19 protein-coding genes, 1 tRNA gene and 1 other RNA gene are annotated in these 23,077 nt (G+C 51.4%); 13 read left to right on the forward strand and 8 right to left on the reverse strand.

The features are described from left to right. Positions 1–127: 127 nt before the first annotated feature. The 4 genes from AC0IXH_RS04850 to AC0IXH_RS04865 all read right to left on the reverse strand — a co-directional run bounded on the left by AC0IXH_RS04850 (position 128) and on the right by AC0IXH_RS04865 (position 1,906). Positions 128–224, reverse strand: a non-coding RNA gene (locus tag AC0IXH_RS04850) — RtT sRNA. A gap of 40 nt (positions 225–264) precedes the next feature. Beyond that, positions 265–349 (reverse strand) — tRNA-Tyr (locus AC0IXH_RS04855). Positions 350–552: 203 nt separating this feature from the next. Then, positions 553–1,401, reverse strand: a complete 849-nt coding sequence (gene purU, locus AC0IXH_RS04860) for a formyltetrahydrofolate deformylase (RefSeq protein ID WP_013202428.1) — start codon at positions 1,399–1,401, stop codon at positions 553–555. 46 nt (positions 1,402–1,447) lie between these two features. Beyond that, positions 1,448–1,906: a YchJ family protein gene (locus AC0IXH_RS04865; protein ID WP_013202427.1), complete on the reverse strand. Its 459-nt coding sequence runs from the start codon at positions 1,904–1,906 to the stop codon at positions 1,448–1,450. Between the two features lie 101 nt (positions 1,907–2,007). On the opposite strand from AC0IXH_RS04865, the gene rssA reads away from it, so the two are divergent. The 5 genes from rssA (at position 2,008) to AC0IXH_RS04890 (ending at position 7,514) form a co-directional block, all read left to right on the forward strand. Then, positions 2,008–2,925, forward strand: a complete 918-nt coding sequence (gene rssA, locus AC0IXH_RS04870) for a patatin-like phospholipase RssA (RefSeq protein WP_134824273.1) — start codon at positions 2,008–2,010, stop codon at positions 2,923–2,925. 83 nt (positions 2,926–3,008) lie between these two features. After that, positions 3,009–4,022: a two-component system response regulator RssB gene (rssB, locus tag AC0IXH_RS04875; RefSeq protein ID WP_013202425.1), complete on the forward strand. Its 1,014-nt coding sequence runs from the start codon at positions 3,009–3,011 to the stop codon at positions 4,020–4,022. A gap of 194 nt (positions 4,023–4,216) precedes the next feature. Beyond that, a complete protein-coding gene (gene galU, locus AC0IXH_RS04880; protein WP_053142807.1) occupies positions 4,217–5,125 on the forward strand; it encodes a UTP--glucose-1-phosphate uridylyltransferase GalU in 909 nt (302 codons plus the stop codon). A 26-nt stretch (positions 5,126–5,151) separates the two neighbouring features. Continuing rightward, entirely contained in the window at positions 5,152–6,492 is a 1,341-nt protein-coding gene (locus AC0IXH_RS04885; RefSeq protein ID WP_053142809.1) for a UDP-glucose dehydrogenase family protein, read from the forward strand. Positions 6,493–6,506: 14 nt separating this feature from the next. After that, positions 6,507–7,514, forward strand: coding sequence for an NAD-dependent epimerase (locus tag AC0IXH_RS04890; RefSeq protein ID WP_471720058.1), 1,008 nt, complete (start codon positions 6,507–6,509; stop codon positions 7,512–7,514). 130 nt (positions 7,515–7,644) lie between these two features. On the opposite strand, the gene hns is transcribed toward AC0IXH_RS04890, so the two are convergent. After that, positions 7,645–8,052 (reverse strand): histone-like nucleoid-structuring protein H-NS, encoded by a 408-nt coding sequence (gene hns / locus AC0IXH_RS04895; RefSeq protein WP_013202421.1) that lies wholly within the window; start codon positions 8,050–8,052, stop codon positions 7,645–7,647. Between the two features lie 536 nt (positions 8,053–8,588). On the opposite strand from hns, the gene tdk reads away from it, so the two are divergent. Next, positions 8,589–9,206: a thymidine kinase gene (gene tdk, locus AC0IXH_RS04900; protein ID WP_013202420.1), complete on the forward strand. Its 618-nt coding sequence runs from the start codon at positions 8,589–8,591 to the stop codon at positions 9,204–9,206. 125 nt (positions 9,207–9,331) lie between these two features. Here the strand turns inward: tdk and adhE are convergent, their stop codons facing one another. Then, positions 9,332–12,016, reverse strand: coding sequence for a bifunctional acetaldehyde-CoA/alcohol dehydrogenase (adhE, locus tag AC0IXH_RS04905; RefSeq protein WP_013202419.1), 2,685 nt, complete (start codon positions 12,014–12,016; stop codon positions 9,332–9,334). Positions 12,017–12,504: 488 nt separating this feature from the next. Here adhE and AC0IXH_RS04910 point away from each other — a divergent pair, with 488 nt between their 5' ends. The 7 genes from AC0IXH_RS04910 (at position 12,505) to oppF (ending at position 21,166) form a co-directional block, all read left to right on the forward strand. Next, the gene (locus tag AC0IXH_RS04910) at positions 12,505–13,152 is read left to right on the forward strand and encodes a YchE family NAAT transporter (RefSeq protein ID WP_013202418.1); all 648 of its coding nucleotides are present in this window, start codon (positions 12,505–12,507) and stop codon (positions 13,150–13,152) included. Between the two features lie 703 nt (positions 13,153–13,855). Then, a complete protein-coding gene (locus AC0IXH_RS04915) occupies positions 13,856–15,412 on the forward strand; it encodes an ABC transporter substrate-binding protein (RefSeq protein WP_371732192.1) in 1,557 nt (518 codons plus the stop codon). 168 nt (positions 15,413–15,580) lie between these two features. Next, positions 15,581–17,212 (forward strand): oligopeptide ABC transporter substrate-binding protein OppA, encoded by a 1,632-nt coding sequence (oppA, locus tag AC0IXH_RS04920; protein WP_013202416.1) that lies wholly within the window; start codon positions 15,581–15,583, stop codon positions 17,210–17,212. Positions 17,213–17,296: 84 nt separating this feature from the next. Then, a complete protein-coding gene (oppB, locus tag AC0IXH_RS04925) occupies positions 17,297–18,217 on the forward strand; it encodes an oligopeptide ABC transporter permease OppB (RefSeq protein WP_013202415.1) in 921 nt (306 codons plus the stop codon). A 14-nt stretch (positions 18,218–18,231) separates the two neighbouring features. Continuing rightward, a complete protein-coding gene (gene oppC / locus AC0IXH_RS04930) occupies positions 18,232–19,140 on the forward strand; it encodes an oligopeptide ABC transporter permease OppC (protein ID WP_053142822.1) in 909 nt (302 codons plus the stop codon). Positions 19,141–19,151: 11 nt separating this feature from the next. Continuing rightward, a complete protein-coding gene (gene oppD, locus AC0IXH_RS04935; protein ID WP_013202413.1) occupies positions 19,152–20,168 on the forward strand; it encodes an ABC transporter ATP-binding protein in 1,017 nt (338 codons plus the stop codon). Continuing rightward, entirely contained in the window at positions 20,165–21,166 is a 1,002-nt protein-coding gene (gene oppF, locus AC0IXH_RS04940; protein ID WP_134824269.1) for a murein tripeptide/oligopeptide ABC transporter ATP binding protein OppF, read from the forward strand. The genes oppD and oppF overlap by 4 nt, the downstream gene beginning before the upstream one ends. A 58-nt stretch (positions 21,167–21,224) precedes the next feature. Here oppF and AC0IXH_RS04945 read toward each other — a convergent pair whose 3' ends face one another. After that, the gene (locus tag AC0IXH_RS04945; RefSeq protein ID WP_041692021.1) at positions 21,225–21,548 is read right to left on the reverse strand and encodes an HI1450 family dsDNA-mimic protein; all 324 of its coding nucleotides are present in this window, start codon (positions 21,546–21,548) and stop codon (positions 21,225–21,227) included. 47 nt (positions 21,549–21,595) lie between these two features. Further along, complete coding sequence (cls, locus tag AC0IXH_RS04950) at positions 21,596–23,056, reverse strand: cardiolipin synthase (RefSeq protein ID WP_013202410.1); 1,461 nt, start codon at positions 23,054–23,056, stop codon at positions 21,596–21,598. Between the last annotated feature and the right edge of the window lie 21 nt (positions 23,057–23,077).

Below are 23,077 nucleotides of genomic sequence, written 5' to 3' on the forward strand. Positions count from 1 at the left end.
TAAAAGACGTGAGGGGTTGGTTGGGTTGGGGCTGATTGGGTAAGTGGATGGGAGGGTGGTCAAGGGAATTGAAAAAGTTGGTTAGGTAGGGATTTGGTGGTTTATGCAGAAGGTGAAGAGTTCGCGGCTGCGGAGCAGGAAAGATTTTTCGTCGCTTTGCGACTCACCCTTCGGGTCAAACCTTCGAGGTCGAAGCTTCTCATCCTCCCCCGTGGGGAATATGGAAAAGGGTACTTTGCATAGGAGTGCGGGAGATAAATGAGATGGTGGTGGGGGAAGGATTCGAACCTTCGAAGTCGATGACGGCAGATTTACAGTCTGATCCCTTTGGCCACTCGGGAACCCCACCACAGGGTTTTGCTTTATTTCTCAATTACTGCGCTTCAGTCACTGGCCTTGCTGCTGTGCCTGTAAGCGGGGCGCATCATATCAAATGAGAGGAGGCTGTAAAGCCTGAATTTAACGAAAAAGGTTTGTTTGCCGCTTTTTTATTCTGGCTGCTGCTTTGTCATACAAAACAGCAGCCTTGCTACAAATGAAATGCGTTGCTGCTTATAGAATAATGGTGCGGTTGCCGTAAACAAATACACGTTGCGCCAGTACCTGATAAAGCGCGCGGCTTAACGCGTTCTTCTCAACGTCACGACCTGCACGCATCATATCTTCTGCCGTGTAGGTATGATCAACGTGGATGACGTCCTGCATGATGATTGGACCTTCATCAAGATTATCATTCACATAGTGCGCCGTCGCACCGATGATTTTCACGCCGCGCTCATACGCCTGATGATAAGGACGTGCACCAATAAAGGCGGGCAGGAACGAGTGGTGAATGTTGATGATCTGATTTGGGTAACGCTGCACGAATCCTGGGGTCAGTACACGCATATACTTGGCCAGAACCACGTAATCAGGCTGATAGCGATCGATCTCTGCCGCCATATTGTTATCGTGATCTTCGCGGGAAAGTCCTTCATGGCTGACCAGGATAAACGGAATATCAAAACGCTCAACCAGCGTGCGCAAGGTTTCGTGGTTACCAATCACCGCAGCGATCTCAACATCCAACCCGCCGTAGGTGCTCTTCATCAGCAAATCACCCAGACAATGGGCTTCTTTGGTAACCAGAATAACGATACGGCGACGACCCGCTGAATTTAACTCGCGAATGGAGCCGGTTGGCAGCGCACTGTCCAGGTCCGCCAACAGCGTGGTGTCGTTAAATATCCCTTCCAGCTCGGTACGCATAAAAAAGCGTCCGGTGCGATGATCGACGAACTCATTGTTCTGCACGATATTCAGCTCGTGCTTGTAACAAATATTGGTGATCTTGGCGATCAGACCTTTTGCGTCTGGGCAGATGGTCCGTAATACTTTTCGTTGCAGTGTTTGCGCTTGCATTGCAGTGGTGATCCTGTCGAAGCAATTCTTTATAAGATCAGCGACCTTACTGGCCGCAGCATTTCTTGAATTTTTTGCCGGAGCCGCAGGGGCAGCGGTCATTTCGCCCTGTTTCAGGGTATGTGCCGTCAATATAGTACCAGCGTTGTTCTACCCGGACAAAGCGGGAACGCTCATGAATAAAGCTTTCGCGCTGATTTTCAGAGAAACGAGCAAAGAATGTCACAAACCCTTCGGATTTATCCCCAGGTTCTTCTGCCGAAATAATCTGTAAACTCAACCAGCGGGTCGCCTCAAAGCTTTGCTCAAGGCTGGCATGAAAACGTTGCGGATCGCAGGAGGGATGCCAGGTGGCGACCAAATAGTCGGCATCTTTCAGCACATAGGCAGTGTAGCGCGAACGCATTAAGGCTTCTGGTATGGCAGGAATGTCGTCACCTTTAAGAAAGGGCTGGCAACATACGCTATACTGCATTCCGCTTCCGCACGGGCAAAGTTCTGACACGTTGACTCCAGTGAGTGTAAAAGTCGAAAGATTTTGGGCGTCATGGTAACCGAGCAGTCACGATGATGCCATTTGTAAGTTAAGCAATCGTCAGGGGTAGAATGAGACAGGTAAAAATTGGACTGGCACTGGGATCGGGTGCCGCCAAGGGGTGGGCGCATATTGGTGTTATCAATGCGCTGGAGCGGGCTGGGATTAAAGTCGATGTGGTCGCGGGGTGCTCCGTTGGGGCGCTGGTGGGCGCAGCGTATGCCAGTAAACGTCTTCCCATCCTCGAAACCTGGGTTCGTTCCTTCAGCTATTGGGATGTGATCCGCCTGATGGATTTCTCGTGGCGTCGCGGTGGCCTGCTGCGGGGAGAACGGGTGTTCAACCACGTTCGCCGGCTGGTTAATCACGAAAACATTGAAGAGTGCGATCTGCCTTTCGGCGCGGTGGCGACCAACCTCAGCACCGGGCGTGAGCTGTGGCTGACTGAAGGCGATCTGCATATGGCGGTGCGGGCGTCATGCAGCATGCCCGGTCTGTTAGCCCCGGTAGCCTATAACGGTTACTGGCTTGTGGACGGCGCGGTGGTCAATCCGGTGCCGGTGTCGCTGACCCGGGCACTGGGCGCCGATATCGTGATTGCCGTTGACCTGCAACACGACGCGCACCTGATGCAACAGGATCTGCTGTCAGTGACGCCGCAATCCGCAGATGAAGTCGAAGCTGCAGCAACCAGCTGGGGAGGGCGCCTGCGTCAGAGCCTCGCCAGAGTAGCCCACCGCAAGGTTAATCAAACGCCTGGCGCGATGGAAATCATGTCCACTTCTATTCAGGTGCTTGAGAACCGGTTGAAGAGAAATCGTATGGCAGGCGATCCGCCAGACGTATTGATCCAGCCATTCTGCCCTCAGATTTCCACACTGGATTTCCATCGCGCAGAAGAGGCTATCGAGGCGGGTAAGCTGGCGGTAGAGAAGAAGATGGATGAATTACTGCCGCTGGTTCGTCAAGCTGCGTTTCCGGATGAGTGAAATATGACTCTTCAGGCAATTCTTAGAGGCGAGAATGTGGATTATGAGCCACTATTGACTAATCCGGTGTACAGGGGGGGATGATGGACAAGCCATTAAGCGGAAAAAAGATTCTGATTGTTGAAGACGAAGTCGTTTTCCGCTCTCTTCTTGACAACTATCTAGCGGCTCTTGGGGCTGAGATAATGCTGGCAGACGATGGACTGCAAGCGCTTGAAAAACTCAATGAGTCTGCGCATGACCTGATGATTTGCGACCTGGCTATGCCAAAGATGGACGGGTTGAAGCTGGTTGAACATATGCGTAGTAAAGGCAACACCATGCCGATACTGGTGATCTCCGCAACGGAAAACATGGCTGACATTGCCCAGGTGCTACGCCTCGGGGTGCAGGACGTGTTGTTAAAACCGCTGAAAGATCTGGCCCGCTTACGCGAGGCCGTCTACGAATGCCTCTATCCATCGATGTTCACTTCAAAAGTGGAAGAAGACGAACAGCTATTCCAGGACTGGGATGCGCTGGTGCGGGATCCGAATGCCGCGTCGAAACTGCTTAAGCAACTGCAGCCGCCTGTACAGCAGGTTATCGCCAACTGTCGCATCAATTACCGTCAGCTGACGATGGCCGAAGAGCCGGGCCTGGTATTGGATATCGCCGCGCTGTCCGAGAAAGATCTGGCATTCTATTGCCTGGACGTGACCCGCGCGGGCGATAATGGCGTGCTGGCCGCTTTATTACTGCGCGCGCTGTTCAACGGACTGTTGCAGGATCAATTATCAGGCCAGTCGCCACGACTGCCTGAATTAAATGGCTTGTTAAAACAGGTCAATTTGCTGTTACGCCAGGCCAATCTAAAAGGGCAGTTCCCACTGCTGGTCGGCTATTACCATCAAGGATTAAAGAATTTGATCCTCGTTTCCGCTGGTTTAAACGCCACCCTTAACGTCAACACCCATCAAATTCAACTCAGCAACGGTGTTCCACTTGGTACATTGGGCAGCACCCACCTAAATCAAATAAGCCAGCGTTGTGAAGCCTGGCAATGCCAGGTTTGGGGCGCTGGTGGCAGGCTGCGCCTGATGTTGTCCACGGATTAACCACTCGTCAGAAATCCTGTTTGCTGCTGGCAGACAGGGCCAAAGATAAGCTTTACACTTGGGTAATAGTCTTAATTTTTGCTGAAAGGGTTCATCCAGGATAAATCCGTCAGGGTTCCACTGGTATACTCATCTCGTTTTTAACTCGACATATCAAGTAATAACTTGAACGGCCTATAAAGAGAGGTACTTAGATGTCTGCCTATAAGTCCAAAGTAAAAAAAGCGGTTATCCCTGTAGCTGGTTTGGGAACGCGTATGTTGCCTGCAACCAAAGCCATTCCAAAAGAAATGTTGCCACTGGTTGATAAGCCGTTAATTCAGTATGTCGTTAACGAATGTATCGCAGCTGGGATCACTGAGATTGTGCTGGTAACGCACTCCTCTAAAAACGCCATCGAAAACCACTTCGACACCAGTTTCGAGCTGGAATCGATGTTGGAAAAACGTGTTAAGCGTCAGTTGCTGGAAGAAATCCAGTCTATTTGCCCGCCACACGTAACCATCATGCAGGTCCGTCAGGGTCTGGCTAAAGGTCTGGGCCACGCAGTAATGTGTGCTTACCCGGTTGTCGGTGACGAACCTTTCGCCGTTATCCTGCCTGACGTAATCATCGATGAATACGAATCAAACCTGGCTACTGAGAACCTGGCCGATATGATGCGTCGTTTCGATGAAACCGGCCGCAGCCAGATCATGGTTGAGCCAGTTGCTGACGTAACAGCTTACGGTGTGGTTGACTGCCAGGGTGCTGAACTGTCTGCTGGTCAGAGCGCACCGATGGTCGGTGTGGTTGAGAAGCCTAAAGCGGATAAAGCCCCTTCAAACCTGGCGGTTGTTGGCCGTTATGTTCTGTCTGCTGATATCTGGCCACTGCTGGCGAAAACGCCTCCAGGTGCAGGTGATGAAATTCAGCTGACTGACTCCATTGCTATGCTGATGGAAAAATCGACTGTAGAAGCTTATCACCTGAAAGGCGTGAGCCATGACTGTGGTAACAAGCTGGGCTACATGCAGGCTTTCGTTGAATACGGCGTACGTCACGATTCTCTGGGTAGCGACTTTAAAGAGTGGCTCGAAAGCACTGTTGGCAATAGTAAGTAAATTTAATTTCTAACCGGGACAATTCAATGAAAGTCACCGTATTTGGTATCGGCTATGTTGGTCTGGTTCAGGCTGCGGTTCTGGCCGAAGTCGGACATGACGTTCTTTGTATCGATGTCGACGCAAGTAAAGTCGAGAATCTGAAGAAAGGGATCATTCCTATTTTTGAACCGGGCCTGACGCCTCTGGTGATGCAGAACTATGAGAGCGGTCGCCTCAAGTTCTCCACCAACGCGGAAGAAGGTGTGAATCACGGTACGATGCAGTTTATCGCCGTGGGAACACCTCCGGATGAAGACGGCTCTGCGGATCTGAAATATGTTACCGCTGTAGCACGCACCATCGCAGAACACATGCAGGATCACAAAGTTGTGATCGACAAGTCTACGGTTCCTGTTGGAACGGCAGACCGTGTTCGTGCGGTAATGGAAGAGACGCTGAAAGCACGTGGTGCTGAGATTGCGTTTGATGTGGTGTCTAACCCTGAATTCCTCAAGGAAGGTGCAGCAGTCAGCGACTGTATGCGTCCTGAGCGTATTGTTGTGGGTACAGACAATGATGAAGTTGTTGAGCTGCTGCGCGAGCTGTACGAGCCCTTCAACCGCAATCATGATCGCATGATTTTAATGGATATTCGTAGTGCTGAGCTGACCAAGTATGCGGCAAACTGCATGCTGGCCACTAAAATCAGCTTTATGAATGAGATCTCCAACCTGGCAGAACGCCTGGGTGCAGATATCGAGAAAGTGCGTCAGGGCATTGGTTCTGACTCCCGTATCGGTTACTCCTTCATCTATCCTGGCTGCGGCTATGGCGGATCCTGCTTCCCGAAAGACGTTCAGGCGCTGATCCGCACTGCAGAACAGATTGGTTACAAGCCACGTCTGTTGCAGGCGGTTGAAGACGTCAACGATTCGCAGAAGAACAAGCTGCCAACCTTCATCAAACGTCATTTCGGTGACAATCTGCAGGGCAAAACTTTTGCACTGTGGGGGCTTTCTTTCAAGCCAAACACCGATGACATGCGTGAAGCGTCAAGCCGTGTGCTGATGGAAGCACTCTGGCAGGCAGGTGCTTCCGTTCAGGCTTTCGACCCGGAAGCAATGGACGAAGCACAGCGCGTCTATGGCCATCGCAGCGATTTGAAGCTGATGGGAACCAAAGAAGCCGCTCTGCAAGGTGCTGATGGCCTGGTCATCTGTACCGAATGGCAGAACTTCCGTGCACCGGATTTTGATGTCATTAAAAATGCTCTGAAAGAACCCGTGATTTTTGATGGTCGTAACCTGTATGATCCAGAAAGAATCAGTAAGCGCGGTTTTGTTTATTATGCAATCGGCCGCGGCGCTTCTATCCAAATTGCATAACTAACGAGGGCAGTATGAAATATCTGGTAACCGGCGCAGCAGGATTTATTGGCTTCCACGTAGCGGAGCGCCTGCTGTCCGCCGGTCACCAGGTTGTCGGTATCGACAACCTGAATGACTATTATGACGTTAACCTGAAACTTGCCCGCCTCAAACTTCTTGAGCCTCATGCGCAGTTTACCTTTATCAAGCTGGATCTTGCTGACAGAGAGGGCATCGCCCAACTGTTCCACGACCAGGCTTTTGAGCGTGTTATTCATTTGGGTGCTCAGGCTGGTGTACGTTATTCGCTCGATAATCCTTTAGCTTATGCAGATGCGAATCTGATTGGTCACCTGAATATTCTTGAAGGGTGCCGACATAATCACATTGGCCACTTATTGTATGCCTCATCCAGTTCCGTTTATGGGCTGAACAATAAGATGCCATTCTCTACCGATGACTCCGTTGACCATCCTGTGTCGCTGTATGCGGCAACCAAGAAGGCCAACGAATTAATGTCCCACACCTATTCTCACCTGTACGGTATTCCAACCACCGGGCTGCGGTTCTTCACCGTATATGGCCCATGGGGAAGGCCGGACATGGCTTTATTTAAGTTCACCCGCGCCATGCTGGCCGGAGAACAAATTGATGTCTACAACAATGGCCAGATGCGCCGCGACTTCACCTACATTGATGATATCGCCGAAGCGATTGTTCGCCTGCAGGATGTGATCCCGCAAGCGAACCCAGACTGGACCGTTGAGCAGGGGAGCCCTGCAAGCAGCTCAGCGCCGTATTGCGTATACAATATTGGTAACAGCAACCCTGTCACGCTGATGGCGTATATAGAGGCGCTGGAGAAGGCGTTAGGCATCAGTGCGAAGAAGAACATGCTGCCAATGCAACCGGGTGACGTGCTGGAAACCAGCGCTGATACTCGTGCGCTGTTTAATGCCATTGGCTTTAAACCTCAAACCGGTGTCGAAGAAGGGATTGCTAACTTTGTCAGTTGGTATCGTTCTTTCTATAAGGTCTGAACGATCGGCAGCGTAGGATAAAGGGGCTGAGGCTCCTTTTTTTTTTGCTTTGGGAAAAGTGATGGCTTGAAAATGGGTAATAAAAAACCCATCGCAAGGATGGGTTTCTCAGAAGCACTTGAAGTCACGATTACAGCAGGAAATCGTCCAGCTGCTTACCTTGTTCTTCGATAGCTTTTTTGATCACGGCTGGAGTACGACCCTGACCTGTCCAGGTTTTCGCTTCGCCATTTTCATCAGTATATTTGTATTTGGCCGGACGGGCAGCGCGTTTTGCTTTGCCTGGTGCTTTAACAGCGGCCAGGGTGGACAGCAATTCGTTAGGATCGATGCCATCAGCAATCAGCATTTCGCGATACTGCTGCAGCTTGCGTGTGCGTTCCTGGTTTTCAGCCTGAGCATGGCTTTCTTCTTCGCGGCGCTCATTAACAACAACTTCCAGTTTTTCCAGCATCTCTTCCAGCGTTTCCAGGGTACATTCTCTGGCTTGAGCACGCAGGGTACGAATGTTGTTCAAAATTTTAAGTGCTTCGCTCATTATATGAATCTCAAAAATTATAAAGGTGGGAGAATTGTTCTGCCCGATAATAATAGAGTGCGTAAATACGAACTGCAATAGTTAATTTTGTAAGGATTTCAGAATAAGGAAAATCCGCCAACTGCCCCTGTTGTAATTAATCCGCATAAAAGGCTGGCTGCTAAAAATAATGCCTGCTTTGTAATCGCTATCAGATGTAAGACAAAGCCCGACGGGCGTTCACGCCTTGTATAATAAAATCAGCCAGGTAAACCGCGGACATTTTTTCAGGTTTACAGCAATATCTTTCAGGAAATTCCGCGAATATTAGCAGAGTCGATTTAGCCTTTTTATTCGTTTAATGCCTAAAAGTGACAAAGACTGGAAAAACTAAATCTGGAAAAAGAAGGGATATTTCAACAACATTGTCAGCAGGTTGTACATTTTCTCACGCCCGTCGCGTCACCGTTGCGTGATGATTAAAGCCCTTTCGACCGTAGTACCCTGTGGTACAATTCTGAGCATTCTTCGAAACATTCCTAAGGGAGCGAGCGCAAATGGCTCAGCTGTATTTCTACTATTCCGCGATGAACGCCGGCAAATCTACCGCCCTGTTGCAGTCGTCTTATAACTACCAGGAGCGGGGGATGCGGACTATCGTCTACACCGCCGAGATTGACAACCGATTCGGTTCGGGCAAGGTGAGTTCGAGAATAGGCCTGTCTTCACCCGCGAAATTGTATAATAACGAGTCGGCACTTTTTGATGAGATTAGCGCTCAGCATCTGCTGGAACCGGTTCACTGTGTGTTAGTCGATGAAAGCCAGTTTCTTACCCGTGAACAGGTAAAAGCCTTATCTGATGTAGTAGATAATCTGGATATACCTGTACTCTGTTATGGATTGCGTACAGATTTTCGCGGTGAATTATTTACCGGTAGCCAGTACTTATTAGCCTGGTCAGATAAGCTGGTTGAATTAAAAACCGTTTGTCACTGCGGAAGAAAAGCGGGAATGGTATTAAGGTTAGATCAAAATGGCGCACCTTTTAAAGAAGGTGAACAGGTTGTCATTGGTGGCAATGAGCGTTACGTGTCCGTCTGTAGAAAGCATTACAAAGCAGCGATAGAGCAGGGATGTTTACAGGCAGTACATGGTAAGAACGGGATTAAATAAAGACCGTCATCCAGGTAGTTTATGAGAAAACTAAGCCTGCATGTTATTTCAAAGGTTGATTAGTTTTTCTTACGAATTGCGCCAATAAAAAACCCGCCGGTTGGCGGGTTTTTTTTAAGCAACTTTTACTTTTTCACTTTCTTTTCGACTTTCTTAACCGCGACCGGTTGGGCTTCAATCGCTTCGGCGATGTTGGCAAACACTTCCTGGTACTCAACGCCGTAGAAAGTATCCAGCATGATTTGTTTTAGCTCAGCAATCAGCGGATAGCGTGGGTTAGCACCGGTACACTGGTCATCGAAGGCATCTTCAGCCAGCTTATCGACTTTCGCCAGGAAATCAGCTTCCTGTACGCCAGCCTCGCGGATTGATTTAGGGATACCCAGTTGCGCTTTCATCTCTTCCAGCCAGGCCAGCAGTTTCTCAATTTTCTGCGCCGTACGGTCACCAGGTGCGCTCAGACGCAGATGGTCAGCCACTTCGGCATAACGACGACGAGCCTGCGGACGATCGTACTGACTGAATGCTGTCTGTTTGGTTGGGTTATCGTTAGCGTTATAGCGGATAACGTTACAAATCAGCAGGGCGTTAGCCAGACCGTGTGGAATATGGAACTCTGAACCCAGTTTGTGGGCCATTGAGTGGCAAACCCCAAGGAAGGCGTTGGCAAACGCGATACCGGCGATGGTGGCAGCATTGTGCACACGCTCACGGGCTACCGGGTTTTTCGCGCCTTCGTTGTAACTGGCCGGCAGGTTTTCCTGCAACAGTTTCAGCGCTTGCAGCGCCTGACCATCAGAGTACTCATTGGCCAGCACAGACACATAGGCTTCCAGAGAGTGGGTAACCGCATCCAGACCGCCGAAGGCACAGAGTGACTTAGGCATGTTCATCACCAGGTTGGCATCGACAATCGCCATGTCCGGGGTCAGCGCATAGTCAGCCAGCGGATATTTCTGGCCAGTAGCATCGTCGGTCACTACCGCAAATGGTGTCACTTCTGAACCGGTACCGGAGGTGGTAGTGATAGCAATCATTTTTGCTTTCACGCCCATTTTCGGGAATTTGTAGATGCGTTTACGGATATCCATAAAGCGCAGCGCCAGTTCTTCAAAGTGGGTTTCCGGATGTTCGTACATCACCCACATGATTTTCGCGGCGTCCATCGGTGAACCGCCGCCCAGGGCGATAATCACATCAGGTTTGAAGGAGTTCATCTGCTCAGCCCCTTTACGCACAATGCTCAGCGTTGGGTCAGCTTCTACTTCGAAGAACACTTCAGTTTCAATGCCGTGAGATTTCAGCACTGACACCACCTGATCAGCGTAACCGTTGTTGAACAGATAGCGGTCAGTGACGATAAAGGCGCGTTTTGCTCCATCGGTCGCCACTTCTTCAAGAGCGATAGGCAATGAGCCGCGACGGAAGTAGATAGACTTAGGAAGTTTATGCCACAACATATTCTCTGCTCGCTTAGCCACGGTTTTCTTGTTGATCAGATGTTTAGGTCCGACGTTTTCAGAAATGGAGTTACCACCCCAGGAACCACAGCCCAGCGTCAGAGACGGCGCCAGTTTAAAGTTGTACAGGTCACCGATACCACCCTGTGAAGCCGGGGTGTTAATCAGGATACGTGCGGTCTTCATTTTGTCGCCGAAGTAGTTAACACGCTCACGCTCGTTATCCTGGTCGGTGTACAGACAAGAGGTGTGACCGATACCGCCCATAGCGACCAGTTTTTCCGCTTTGCTAACCGCATCGTGGAAATCTTTCGCACGGTACATGGCAAGGGTAGGAGAGAGTTTTTCATGGGCGAAGGGCTCGGATTCATCAACCAGCTGCACTTCGCCAATCAGAATCTTGGTGCTTGGAGGCACGTTGATGCCGGCCATCTCGGCAATTTTCACCGCTGGCTGGCCCACGATAGCGGCATTCAGCCCACCGTTTTTCAGGATGATATCCTGCACAGCTTTTAAATCGCTGCCCTGCAGCATGTAGCCGCCGTGGCTGGCGAAACGCTCGCGAACCGCGTCATAAGCGGAGTCGACCACGATGACGGACTGCTCAGACGCACAGATTACGCCGTTATCGAAGGTTTTGGACATCAGGATAGATGCCACAGCACGCTTGATATCTGCCGTTTCATCGATAACTACCGGGGTATTACCTGCACCCACACCAATTGCTGGTTTACCGGAGCTGTAGGCCGCTTTAACCATGCCTGGACCACCGGTCGCAAGGATCAGGTTTATCTCTGGGTGGTGCATCAGCTGGTTTGACAGCTCAACAGACGGGGCATCGATCCAGCCGATGATATCTTTTGGCGCACCGGCGGCGATAGCAGCCTGCAGCACAATATCGGCCGCTTTATTGGTCGCGTCTTTCGCTCTTGGATGTGGTGAGAAGATAATGCCGTTACGGGTTTTGAGGCTGATCAGCGCTTTGAAGATGGCGGTAGAAGTTGGGTTAGTCGTTGGCACGATACCGCAGATCAGGCCGATAGGTTCAGCGATAGTGATGGTGCCGAAGGTCTCATCAGTACCGAGAATACCGCAGGTTTTTTCGTCTTTGTAAGCGTTATAGATGTATTCGGAAGCGAAGTGGTTTTTGATAACTTTGTCTTCAACGATCCCCATACCGGATTCCGCAACGGCCATTTTGGCCAGTGGAATGCGTGCATCTGCTGCAGCTAACGCTGCGGCACGGAAAATTTTGTCGACCTGCTCTTGAGTGAAGTTGGCGTATTCGCGCTGTGCTTTTTTAACACGTTCAACAAGTGCGTTAAGTTCAGCAACATTAGTAACGGCCATAATGCATCTCCTGATGGAAGTTAAACTCTATTAGTAAACAAGTCAGAATCAGGAAGTATAGTCATGCGTTGTTAATGTGTTGTGATCTCGCTGTGACTAACTTGAATTCCTGCTAAAAAGTTCTACAGGTTTACTGAAAGAGTCTGCACCTGACTTTACTCACCACGACCAGGGCATCGACTTACCACTCCATTTGGTGATTCAAAGCTTACTCACTTAGAGGTAAGCCAATTTTGATTTAGATCATCTTTACCCCAAGCTGACACCTTTCAGCAGCAACAATTATCGCCTTTGCGAGGATGGGGTTTGAATAAGTGTCGTTACGTTTTGCGCGGCAGATCTTAAGAACCTTATGCAGCCTGAAAGACAGTGAAAAGCACTGATAAATGCGCGTTAATCCAGATGAAAATTCGAAGTAATGCCATGGCAAACCCAGGGGTTTTCCCGTACATTAGCCGCCAGTAAATTGGCCCTTTCAGGAGCATCACGTGAATCCGGCACTTTTAGACCTTTCCGGCTATATCAAATTTTTTGTTGGGCTGTTTGCTCTGGTGAATCCGGTGGGGATCATTCCGGTGTTTATCAGCATGACCAGTTATCAGGTTGCAGCTGCCCGTAATAAAACCAATCTGACCGCCAACGTATCGGTGGCGATTATCCTCTGGACCTCGCTGTTTCTCGGTGATGGCATCCTGCATATCTTTGGCATCTCTATCGATTCCTTCCGTATTGCCGGCGGGATCCTGGTGGTGACGATTGCGATGTCTATGATCAGCGGGAAACTGGGCGAAGATAAGCAGAACAAACAAGAAAAATCAGAGTCCGCGATCAGAGAAAGTATTGGCGTGGTTCCGCTGGCGTTGCCTTTAATGGCTGGGCCGGGTGCGATCAGCTCAACCATCGTCTGGAGTACCCGTTATCACAGCTGGCAAAACCTGTTGGGATTCAGCGTGGCAATTGCCCTGTTTGCGTTCTGCTGCTGGCTGTTATTCAGGGCAGCCCCTCTGATGGTCAGAGTGCTGGGTCAGACGGGTATAAACGTCATCACCCGTATTATGGGCCTGTTGCTGATGGCATTAGGTATTGAGTTTGTGGTCACCGGATTGCGGGCTTTATTCCCGGGATTAGTCACGTAAAAAAACCCGCACTGAAAAACCCCCTGAAAAGCGCATAATCTGCGCTTTTTTTTTGGCTGCAACAAAATGAAGCACCAAATCAGTGCAAATGGGCCTTTTTAAGCACTGTGTTAGTGCAATTATTCATTTCGCTTAACTTGCCGTTGCGGTTATTAATGTAATTACTGCAAACGTCTGCAACTCCCTCATCCAGCAATGCTTATTGATGAATTGTTACTTTTTTAACACTGTATATCGCAGCGTCAGTAGCGCATTACCAGATTTATATCCTGTAAAAAACCATCATCGTAATATCTAAAGCTGAAAACAGCGCGAAGTGAAGAAATTAGATTAAATTTTGCACTATGACACCAGTCAAAGTGGGTGTTTTATAGGCGTTAATGCACTTAACTATCTATTTATCATTAGGTTATGTGTTAATTTCACTTGTTAAATAACATTTCATCATATTAATTAGTTGTGATAAAAGAGAATTAGGTAACATTTTTGTCATTTTGCTTTGGCGTAAAAATCAGCGTTCTGATAGTTTTCGAATGCTTTGTTTAAAACTGGCATCGGATGTGCAATTGACTACCACTTTTTCCGATTTGGCTGCCGATCCACGAACACAGGTTATCAACGCTTAATGAAATGCATTCCGTTTTCCCGTCAGCATCTGAGTCAGGCCGTTATCTTGAGTTTGACTATCGGTACCGGCAGCGCAATGGCCGCTTCAGTACCCGCAGGTATTAACCTGGCCGCACAGCAGTCCATGGTGATTAACAACGGCACGGAAGTGTCTTCACTGGATCCGCAAAAAGTTGAGGGTGTGCCGGAAAGCAACATCATTCTGAACCTGCTGGAAGGTCTGACAACCACTGACAACAACGGGCATGTGGTTCCGGGCGTGGCGGAAAGCTGGCAAAGCGAGCAGGGGAAAGTCTGGACGTTCACCCTGCGTGCTGACGCAAAGTGGAGCAATGGTGAGCCTGTCACCGCCGCTGATTTTGTCTACAGCTGGCAGCGTCTGGTCGATCCAAAAACGGCTTCGCCTTATGCCAGCTACCTGCAATATGCCCATATTGAAAATATCGATGACATCCTGGCGGGGAAGAAGCCGGCCAGTGAGCTGGGCGTGAAGGCGCTGGACGATCGCCATCTTCAGGTGACCCTGAGCGAACCCGTTCCTTATTTTATCGCCCTAACCGCGCATACCTCGCTGAAACCGGTCTATCGCAAGGCGATAGAGCAGTGGGGCGAGCAGTGGACACTGCCGGGCCACTATGTTGGTAACGGCGCCTATACGTTAGGTGAGTGGGTGATTAACGAGAAGATCGTGGTCAAGCGCAACCCGCTGTATTGGAACAATGCCAAATCGGTGATTGAAACCGCCACCTTCCTACCGATCGCGTCAGAGTCCGGCGACGTTAACCGCTACCGTAGCGGTGAAATCGACATGACCAACAGCGCTTTACCGCCGGATTTATTCCCAACGCTGAAGAAAACGCTGGGCACGCAGGTGCGCATCAGCCCGTTGCTTTGCACCTTCTATTATGAGCTGAACAACAAACGCGCGCCGTTTAACGATCCCCGGGTACGTACCGCGGTGAAGTTGACGCTCGACCGCAGCATCATCACCGACAAAATTATGGGCCAGGGACAGATCCCGGCCGGTGGCTTCACGCCGCCGTTTATTGATGGTGCCGAATTAACCCAGCCAGACTGGATGAAGCTGACTCAGCAGCAGCGTAACGAGCAGGCCAAAAAACTGCTGGCGGAAGCCGGTTACAGCAGCGCGAAACCACTGACCTTCAGCCTGCTTTACAACACCTCTGATGTTAATAAAAAGCAGGCCATTGCCGCTGCATCAATGTGGAGTAAAAACCTGGGGGCCAAAGTCTCGCTGGATAACCAGGAATGGAAAACCATGCTCGATACCCGTCATCAGGGGAATTTCGACGTGGCGCGTGCAACCTGGTGTTCGGATTACAACGAACCCTCGACTTTCCTCAACGCCATGTTAAGCAACTCTTCCAGCAATACGGCGTTTTATAAAAGCGACAAATTCGATGCGCTGATCGCGAAATCACTGACCGTTTCTGATCGTGAGCGTCCGGCCGTTTATCAGCAGGCTGAACAGCAGCTCGATCGTGATTCGGCTATCGTGCCGGTTTATTACCGCGTCAGCGCACGCTTGGTAAAACCCTGGGTTGGCGGGTTTACCGGCAAAGATCCTCAGGATCTGACCGACGTGAAGTATTTTTACATCGTTAAGCATTGAGATTGGGCGAACGTTTTCGACCGATCGCAAAGAAAGAAACAGGCAGGGTAAAGCACCATCACCAGGCGGATCCACGTTCCGGTTCGCCAGGCAAATAACCCGATAACGGGGGTAGCTGATGATTATTCAGACCACATTAGCAATGATAAAAACTGGAGTAGGTAACTCATGACCAACATCACGAAAAAAAGCCTGATTGCTCTTGGCATTATGACTGCGCTGGCAGGCAATCTGGCTATGGCTGCTACGGTGCCTGCGGGCGTCGATTTAGCGGCAAAACAGGAGCTGGTAAAGGGCAATGGCGATGAAGTTCAGTCCCTTGACCCACACAAAATTGAAGGTGTGCCTGAATCCAACGTCAGCCGTGACCTGCTTGAAGGTCTGGTGATCAGTGATACTCAGGGGCATCCAATCCCTGGCGTGGCAGAAAGCTGGGAAAACAAAGACGGCAAAGTCTGGACCTTCCATCTGCGTAAGAATGCCAAATGGTCCAACGGTGAGCCTGTAACCGCGCAGGACTTCGTTTATAGCTGGCAGCGCCTGGCCGATCCTAAAACCGCGTCGCCCTATGCCAGTTACCTGCAATACGGTCATCTGGAAAACATCGATGACATCATCGCCGGCAAGAAAAGCCCTGACACACTGGGCGTGAAGGCGCTGGATGCCAACACCTTACAGGTGACGCTGAGCGAAGCGGTTCCTTACTTCTTCAAATTACTGATCCACCCATCCATGTCTCCGGTTTATAAACCAGCCGTGGACAAATTCGGTGAGAAGTGGACTCAGCCGGAAAACTGGGTCGGTAACGGCGCGTTCAAATTACAGGCGCACGTGATCAACGAACGTATCGTGGTCGTGCGTAACCCGGACTACTGGGACAACGCCAACACCAAACTGGATAAAGTGACTTTCCTGCCAATTTCGTCTGAAGTCAGCGACGTTAACCGCTACTTCAGTAACGATGGCAGCGACATGACCTACAACAACATGCCAATCGAGCTGTTCAAAAAACTGCAGCGCGATAACCCGAAAGAGCTGCATGTTGATCCGTACCTGTGTACTTACTACTACGAAATCAACAACCAGAAAGCACCATTCACCGACCCACGCGTTCGTGAAGCGCTGAAGCTGGGCCTGGACCGTGACATCATGGTTAACAAGGTGCTGGCACAGGGTCAACTGCCGGCCTACAGCTACACGCCGCCAGCCACCGACGGTGCCAACCTGACCAAGCCAGAGTGGTTCAGCTGGTCTCAGGACAAACGTAATGCCGAAGCGAAAAAACTGCTGGCGGAAGCGGGCTACACTGCCGACAAGCCACTGACCTTCGAGCTGCTGTATAACACTTCCGATCTGCACAAAAAGCTGGCGATTGCCGCCTCGTCGATCTGGAAGAAAAACCTCGGCGTGAACATCAAGCTGAACAACCAGGAGTGGAAAACCTTCCTGGATACGCGTCACCAGGGCAACTTTGACGTTTCCCGTGCCGCATGGTGCGCGGACTACAACGAACCGAGCTCGTTCCTGAACACCATGATTTCTGACAGCAGCTCCAACACGGCTCACTATAAGTCAGCGGCATTCGATAAAGTGATGGCCGATTCTGCGAAAGCCAGTGATGAGAAAAGCCGTAGCGACCTGTACGCCAAAGCCGAGCAAATCCTTGATAAAGACTCAGCAATCGTTCCGGTCTACTACTACGTGAACGCCCGTCTGGTGAAAACCTACGTCGGTGGCTACACCGGTAAAGATGCGCTGGACAACGTGTACGACAAAAATCTGTATATCATCAAGCATTAATCGCAACAATTTGGGGGAAGGGCGACCTTCCCCCAGCGTGTATATTTTAAGCAGTGCTGAGGCACAAGCCAGCAGGTACGGGCAATGGTAAAATTCATCTTTCGTCGTTTTCTGGAAGCGATTCCGACGTTACTTATTCTGATTACTATCTCCTTCTTTATGATGCGCTTAGCACCGGGAAGTCCTTTTACCGGTGAACGCACGCTGTCGCCTGAGGTGATGGCCAATATCGAAGCCAAATACCATCTGAACGATCCGATCTGGAAGCAGTACACCAACTATCTGGTGCAGCTGGCCCACGGAGATTTCGGTCCTTCGTTCAAATACAAAGACTATTCGGTTAACTATCTGGTCGGCCATGCGTTCCCGGTCTCCGCAAAACTGGGACTGGCTGCATTTCTTCTCGCGGTGATCCTCGGGGTAGCTGCTGGCGTCATCGCCGCATTAAAGCAGAACACCAAGTGGGACTTTGTGGTGATGGGGGTGGCAATGACCGGCGTGGTGATACCCAGCTTCGTGGTTGCGCCGTTGCTGGTTCTGATCTTCGCGATAGCGTTGAAATGGCTGCCGGGCGGTGGCTGGAACGGTGGCGAGGTCAAATATATGATCCTGCCGATGGTCGCTCTGTCACTGGCCTATATCGCCAGCATCGCGCGTATTACCCGCGGCTCAATGATTGAGGTTCTGCACTCTAACTTTATCCGTACGGCACGCGCCAAAGGGTTACCGATGCGCCGCATCGTGCTGCGCCATGCGCTGAAACCCGCCATGCTGCCGGTGCTCTCGTACCTCGGGCCGGCCTTTGTCGGGATCATCACCGGTTCGATGGTGATCGAAACCATTTATGGTCTGCCGGGTATCGGTCAGCTGTTTGTGAATGGCGCATTAAACCGCGACTACTCGCTGGTGCTGAGCCTGACCATTCTGGTAGGTGTGCTGACCATTCTGTTCAATGCGATTGTTGACGTGCTGTATGCCGTTATCGATCCAAAAATTCGTTATTAATCGCGGAGCTCGCCATGATGTTGAGTAAGAAAAAGAGCGAAGCTCTCGAAGCCTTCAGCGAAAAGCTGGAAATAGAAGGCCGTAGCCTGTGGCAGGATGCGCGTCGACGCTTTATCCACAACCGTGCCGCCTTAGCCAGCCTGGTCGTGCTGCTGTTGATTGCCCTGTTTGTCATCTTTGCGCCGATGCTGTCGTCCTTTACCTATGACGATACCGACTGGGGCATGATGTCAGCTGCGCCGGATATGGTGTCAAAACACTACTTCGGCACCGATTCATCGGGCCGCGATCTGCTGGTGCGTGTGGCGATTGGCGGACGTATCTCGCTGATGGTGGGGATTGCTTCTGCGCTGGTGGCGGTGCTGGTCGGCACGCTGTACGGCTCGCTGGCAGGCTATCTGGGCGGCAAAACCGACTCGGTGATGATGCGCCTGCTGGAAATCCTTAACTCCTTCCCGTTCATGTTCTTCGTGATCCTGTTGGTGACCTTCTTCGGCCGCAATATTCTGCTGATTTTCGTCGCTATCGGCCTGGTTTCCTGGCTGGATATGGCGCGTATTGTGCGCGGCCAAACCCTGAGCCTGAAGCGCAAAGAGTTTATTGAAGCCGCCCACGTTGGCGGGGTCTCCACCTTCAGCATCGTACTGCGTCACATCGTGCCGAACGTACTGGGCGTGGTGGTGGTGTACGCCTCGCTGCTGGTGCCAAGCATGATCCTGTTTGAGTCCTTCCTGAGCTTCCTTGGCCTGGGCACCCAGGAGCCGCTGAGTAGCTGGGGCGCGCTGCTGAGCGACGGGGCGAACTCCATGGAAGTCTCGCCATGGCTGCTGATGTTCCCGGCCGGTTTCCTGGTGGTGACGCTGTTCTGTTTCAACTTTATCGGCGATGGCCTGCGTGATGCCCTCGACCCGAAAGATCGTTAAGGAGTTTCCCGATGAGCGTAATTGAAATGCAGCCAGCAATGGCAAAAAAAGCGGGAACCGACCTTCTGCTGGACGTAAAAGATCTGCGCGTCACCTTTGGTACGCCAGACGGTGATGTCACTGCCGTGAACGATTTGAACTTTAACCTGCGTGCCGGTGAAACCCTTGGCATCGTGGGTGAGTCCGGTTCCGGAAAATCACAGACGGCCTTTGCCCTGATGGGGCTGTTGGCGAACAACGGCCGCATTGGCGGCTCTGCGCTGTTTAATGGCAATGAAATCCTCAATCTGCCAGAGAATAAGCTGAACAGACTGCGTGCCGAGCAGATTGCGATGATCTTCCAGGACCCGATGACTTCACTGAACCCGTATATGAAGGTCGGTGAACAGCTGATGGAAGTGCTGAAGCTGCACAAGGGCATGAACAGTGCTCAGGCCTTCGAAGAGTCAGTGCGGATGCTGGATGCGGTGAAAATGCCGGAAGCGCGCAAGCGAATGAAGATGTATCCACATGAATTCTCCGGCGGCATGCGCCAGCGCGTAATGATTGCCATGGCGCTGCTGTGCAAGCCGAAGCTGCTGATTGCAGATGAGCCGACCACCGCGCTGGATGTGACGGTGCAGGCGCAGATCATGACGCTGCTGAACGATCTGAAACGCGAATTCAATACCGCCATCATTATGATCACCCACGATCTGGGTGTCGTCGCCGGGATCTGTGACCGCGTGCTGGTGATGTATGCCGGAAGAACGATGGAATATGGCACCGCACGTGACGTGTTCTATCAGCCAACGCATCCTTACTCGATTGGTTTACTGAATGCGGTGCCCCGTCTGGATGCAGAGGAAGGTGACTCGTTAGTGACCATCTCCGGTAATCCACCAAACCTGCTGCGTTTACCAAAAGGCTGTCCGTTCCAGCCTCGTTGCCAACATGCGATGGAAATCTGTTCCACCGCGCCGCCGCTGGAGCCATTTGGTGAAGGACGCCTGCGTGCCTGCTTTAAACCCGTGGAGGAGCTGGTATGAGCGCGGTAGCTGAAAAGAAAGTTCTGTTAGAAATTGCCGATCTCAAAGTCCATTTTGATATCAAAGACGGTAAGCAGTGGTTCTGGCAACCGTCAAAAACCCTGAAAGCCGTTGATGGTGTCAGCCTGCGCCTGTACGAAGGTGAGACGTTAGGCGTGGTCGGTGAATCCGGTTGCGGCAAGTCGACGCTGGCGCGCGCCATCATCGGACTGGTCAAGGCTACCGAAGGGCGCGTTGCCTGGCTGGGTCGCGATCTGCTGGGGCAGAGTGAAGAAGAGTGGCGCAGAGCGCGCAGCGATATCCAGATGATATTCCAGGATCCGCTGGCTTCACTGAATCCACGTATGAACATTGGCGATATCATCGCGGAGCCATTGCGCACCTACCATCCTAAAATGCCGCGCCAGGAAGTGAAGGAGCGGGTAAAAACGATGATGATGAAGGTGGGCCTGCTGCCAAACCTGATCAACCGTTATCCCCATGAATTCTCCGGCGGCCAGTGTCAGCGAATCGGTATTGCCCGTGCATTGATCCTCGAGCCAAAACTGATCATCTGTGATGAACCGGTTTCTGCGCTGGACGTGTCGATTCAGGCGCAGGTGGTCAATCTGTTGCAGAAACTGCAGCGTGAAATGGGCCTGTCACTGATTTTCATCGCGCATGACCTGGCGGTAGTCAAGCATATTTCCGACCGCGTACTGGTGATGTATCTGGGCCATGCGGTGGAGCTGGGTACCTATAAAGAGGTGTATCAGAATCCACAGCATCCTTACACCAGAGCCTTGATGTCAGCCGTGCCGATCCCCGATCCGGACCTGGAAAAAAACAAGGTGATTCAGCTGCTGGAAGGGGAACTGCCTTCGCCAATCAATCCGCCGTCAGGCTGCGTATTCAGAACGCGCTGCCCGATTGCCGGACCGGAATGCGCGATAACCCGTCCGTTGCTGGAGGGAAGCTTCCATCATGCGGTGTCCTGTCTTAAGGTCGATCCGCTATAAGCCAAACGAAAAAGGCCGGGCAATTTGCCCGGCCTTTTAACACTCTGCACTGAAAAAATTATTCACGCCACAGGATATGGCACAGCTTGTTGTCTTTCTCACGGCACAGCAGCACGCGGGCAAAGACATCATTGATCGGCTCGCCATCAGCATCGCCCAGACCAATAACCACTTCACAGAAGAAGTCCGGGTTCAGATCATAATCCACATGCTCAGACCAGTCTTCTGAAGGATCGAAGAGTTCGGCGCCGCCGCGCTCCTCAAACTGAAGATTGAACAAAATGATATCGGCTGGATCAAGATTATCACCCGCCAGCTCCAGGAAAATATCGTAGGCCTGTTCAAGGGTTTCATCTTCGGTAAGGCGGTTATTCAAATCCATAACATTTCCCATAATGCCCCTGCGGGCGCTGTGCAATTCCGCTCGTTTTACAGCAACGGACTAAAGAAGTAAAACAGTCGTTCAACAATACGCTGCCAGTAGGCACGTCTTGACCAACGCTGGCCATCAACCAGCCGCGATCGGGCGATATAATCATCCTGTACGCGGGCCAGATCGCCACCAAAACCATCATCGTCAATGACCATGGTGATTTCAAAATTCAGCCACAGGCTGCGCATATCGAGATTCACCGTGCCCACCAGACTGAGCTGACCATCGACCAGCACGCTCTTGGTATGCAGCAGACCGTCTTCAAACTGGTAAATCTTCACGCCGGCGGCCAGCAGCTCGGCAAAAAAGGCCCGGCTCGCCCAGCCAACCAGCATTGAATCGTTATGGCGCGGCACAATAATGCTGACGTCGACGCCGCGCAGCGCGGCGGTGCAGATGGCATGCAGCAAATCATCGCTGGGTACAAAGTAGGGCGTGGTCATAATCAGCTGCTCACGGGCGGCATACACCGCGGTGAGCAACGCCTGATGGATCAGGTCTTCCGGGAAGCCGGGCCCGGAAGCGATCACCTGGATGGTATGACCGCTTTCCTCTTCAAACGGCATGATGTTGCCGTCGGGCGGTGGCGGCAATATGCGTTTACCGGTCTCAATCTCCCAGTCACAGGAGTAGATGATGCCCATGGCGGTGGCAACGGGGCCTTCCATACGGGCCATCAAATCGATCCACTGACCTACGCCGGCATCCTGCTTAAAGTAACGCGGATCGACCAGGTTCATACTGCCGGTATACGCGATGTAATTATCAATTAGCACGATTTTGCGGTGCTGACGCAGATCCATGCGGCGTAAAAACACGCGCCACAGGCTGACCTTAAGTGACTCCACCACATCCACACCGGCATTGCGCATCATTGCCGCCCACGGGCTACGGAAGAACTGCACGCTACCGGCTGAATCCAGCATCAGTCGGCAATGCACGCCACGACGCGCTGCGGCCATCAGGCATTCTGCAACCTCATCGGCCAGGCCGCCTGGCTGCCAGATATAGAACACCATCTCGATATTATGGCGTGCCAACTGGATATCACGCACTAACGCCTTAAGCGTTTCATCGGTAGACGTGAGCAGCTGCAGCTGATTGCCTTTCACGCCGGCAATGCCCTGACGATTTTCACACAGCTGGAACAGGGAACGTGCCACATCGCTGTTTTCATGCGAGAAGATGTGGTGACAGGACTTTAAATCATTCAGCCACCGGGCGGTTGACGGCCACATGGTGCGGGCGCGCTCGGCGCGGCGTTTACCCAGATGCAGCTCACCGAACGACAGATAGGCGATGATCCCTACAAGCGGCAGAATATAAATAATCAGTAGCCAGGCCATGGCAGACGGTACGGCGCGGCGCTTCATCAGGATACGTAGCGTAACCCCGGCGATCAGCAGCCAGTAGCCAAATACCAGCAGCCAGCTGAGTACTGAATAAAATGTCGTCATGTAAGTGGAAGTCCTGTTCAC

This window comes from Erwinia sp. AC075 (assembly GCF_979253995.1).